Here is a 1,959-nt window from a genome sequence, read left to right on the forward strand (position 1 = left end):
TTGTCCCGCCTCCCCTTCCCTTCCGCCATGACGCCCGGCTATAGTCCGAAATCCGCAACACAATCTGGTGAATGATGCCGCCTGAGAAAAAGGAAGTCCGTCCGTCAAGCCGGGGGGGACGCGCCCGCACGCCTGCCTTCCTGAAAAACGAACGCGGTGTGAAGAACTGGAAGGAAGCCAGCGCCTGGCTGGAGTGGCGCGGCATCGAGGACATCGAATGCATCACGCCGGACCAGGCCGGCGTTGCCCGCGGCAAGATGATGCCGTCGAAGAAATTCACCTCCAACACCTCGCTGGCGCTGCCGTCAGCCGTGTTCATGACGACGATCTCCGGCGGCTACCCGGAAGACGGCAACGGCTTCCACTATCCCGAGGACGACGGCGACCTGAAGCTCTTGCCCGATCTCTCGACGCTGACCGTGGTGCCCTGGGAAGAAGACCCGACGGCGGCGGTCATCTGCGACCTCGTGCACCAGGACGGCCGCTCGGTCGAGTTCACGCCGCGCAACGTATTGAAGCGCGTGCTTGCGGCCTATGACGAGCGCGGGCTCAAACCGGTCGTGGCACCCGAGATCGAATTCTATCTGGTGCGCAAGAACCCCGACCCGGACTATCCGCTGACGCCGCCAGTCGGGCGCTCGGGGCGGCCGATCGGCGGCGGCGCCGGCTATTCGATCGCCGGCGTCAACGAGTTCGACGAGCTGATCGACGACATCTACCATTTCTCGGAACGGCAGGGCCTGGAGATCGACACGCTGATCCATGAGGAAGGCGCCGGCCAGCTCGAGATCAATCTGCGGCACGGCAACCCGATCGAGCTCGCCGACCAAGTGTTCATGTTCAAGCGCACCATCCGCGAGGCGGCGCTGAAGCACGAGATCTACGCCACCTTCATGGCCAAGCCGATCCAGGGACAGCCGGGCTCGGCCATGCATATCCACCAGTCCGTGGTCGACAAGAAGACCGGCAAGAACATCTTCTCGGCCGAAGACGGCTCCGAGACAGACGCTTTCTTCCACTTCATCGGCGGCATGCAAAAGCATGTGCCGAACGCGCTGGTGATGTTCGCGCCTTACGTCAATTCCTACCGCCGGCTGACGCAACAGGCCTCGGCTCCGGTCAACAACAAATGGGGCTACGACAACCGCACCACCGCCTTCCGCGTGCCGCGCTCGGACCCGGCGGCGCGGCGCGTCGAAAACCGCATCCCGTCGTCGGACGCCAACCCCTATCTGGCGTTGGCCGCGTCGCTGGCCTGCGGGCTGGTGGGCATGAACAACAAGATCAAGTCGGAACCGCCGGTGCTGACGACCGCCAACGCGGATGAAATCGACCTGCCGCGCGGCCTTCTGGAGGCGGTCGGCCTCTTCGAGGACGATACGGAGCTCGGCGCCATCCTCGGCAAATCCTTCGCCGCTACCTACACCGCGATCAAACGCGCCGAGTTCGAGACCTTCATGGAAGTGATCAGCCCGTGGGAGCGGGAATATCTGCTGCTCAATGTGTGAGGAAAGGCAGTAGGGGAGTAAGGCAGTAGGGGGAACGATGGCGAAGATCGAATCGTACAGGGATTTGGTCGTCTGGCAGCAGGCTATGGACCTCGCACGAAACGACAAGAGCCTGGCCGAAGGAAGAACTCTATGGATTGACAACTCAGCTACGCAGGGCAGCCGCTTCCGTGCCTGCCAACATCGCTGAGGGCTTTGGACGAGAAAGCCGAGCGACCTATCAACAGTTTCTTAGAATTGCACAGGGATCAGTCAAAGAGTTGGAAACTCACTTGCTGATCGCGCAGCGCGTCGGAATCACCTCCAACGAAGCAGCTCAACAATTGATGGTGCGAAGTGAGAGCGTAGGAACACTCTTGCGGCTCCTCATCCGTAAATTAGCGCCCGAGTAGCTCCTACTCCCTACTGCCCTACTGCCCTACTGCTGCCCTACTGCCCTACTCCCCTACTC

At 61.8% G+C, this 1,959-nt stretch carries 1 protein-coding gene and 1 pseudogene; both read left to right on the plus strand.

Annotated elements, in window-relative coordinates; genetic code table 11:
- Positions 1 to 74: 74 nt before the first annotated feature.
- Positions 75 to 1,508 (plus strand): glutamine synthetase family protein, encoded by a 1,434-nt coding sequence (locus tag EOA28_RS34220; RefSeq protein ID WP_127252938.1) that lies wholly within the window; start codon positions 75 to 77, stop codon positions 1,506 to 1,508.
- A gap of 37 nt (positions 1,509 to 1,545) precedes the next feature.
- Positions 1,546 to 1,900, plus strand: a pseudogene (locus EOA28_RS34225) (four helix bundle protein).
- Positions 1,901 to 1,959 lie beyond the last annotated feature (59 nt).

It is taken from the genome of Mesorhizobium sp. M2A.F.Ca.ET.067.02.1.1, assembly GCF_004023285.1.
Lineage (GTDB): Bacteria > Pseudomonadota > Alphaproteobacteria > Rhizobiales > Rhizobiaceae > Mesorhizobium.